The sequence below is a fragment of the Brucella sp. 22210 genome (assembly GCF_052045675.1).
GTDB lineage: Bacteria > Pseudomonadota > Alphaproteobacteria > Rhizobiales > Rhizobiaceae > Brucella.
Map to the genome: position 1 here is coordinate 1 of NZ_JBQEPD010000153.1, position 618 is coordinate 618.

Sequence of the window (618 nt, forward strand, 5' to 3'; positions counted from 1 at the left end):
CCTGACGGAGCTTCGTGACGATCTCTTCTGCCTTGTGTCTTTTCGCTGCCATTTCAATATCCTTCTGAGGCTCAAAAGCCATACTTCATGAAGGATCACTTTACAGGGGGCAGACCAAATGCTCGCGCCTGTGTAGACCAAGAATATACCCGAAAGTGACAGTCCCATTAGGATTGCTAGAAGCCAGAATCTCAGTTGGGCGGCAGCCTCGCTTATTCGTTTGATGCGGGGCTTAGAAACAGGACCGCTGCCAGCGGCGCCAGCATAACGACTCAGATCAGCGGGGTTCTTGCAATCTGCTCATAGAATCCTGCCTGAGCAGCAAGGTAGGCTGTCAGTCCGCTGACGATGAGAGCGCAGGCCATGAAGTTGCAGACCCTGAGAATATATTCGCGCAGTCCAGGATTGATGTATTCGGATGCTTCGGAGGCGTGAATGCGAACATTCTGACGGGGATCGTCAGCCATCGTCTTGCTCCGCTTTCGCACAATGATCTTTATCCTAACATCGAGCAGCTCGCTAGAGCGTAGACTCATAAACTGATGCACCAGATGCTGACAGCGATCAGTTTGACAGCAGCGAGGAAATTGTACGGGTTCTTGTCGTAGCGCGTGGCGA

Annotated in this window: 1 protein-coding gene and 1 pseudogene; both read right to left on the reverse strand. The window is 52.1% G+C overall.

Annotated features, from left to right (window positions below):
- Positions 1 to 272: 272 nt before the first annotated feature.
- Complete coding sequence (locus tag ACTJKP_RS27100) at positions 273 to 467, reverse strand: hypothetical protein (protein WP_440632864.1); 195 nt, start codon at positions 465 to 467, stop codon at positions 273 to 275.
- 65 nt (positions 468 to 532) lie between these two features.
- Positions 533 to 618: pseudogene (locus ACTJKP_RS27105) on the reverse strand (IS5/IS1182 family transposase); the annotation flags it as partial.

What these genes read in the sequence shown, in the direction of transcription:
- ACTJKP_RS27100 (WP_440632864.1), bottom strand. Translation starts at nt 467, where the DNA reads ATGGCTGACGATCCCCGTCAGAATGTTCGCATTCACGCCTCCGAAGCA.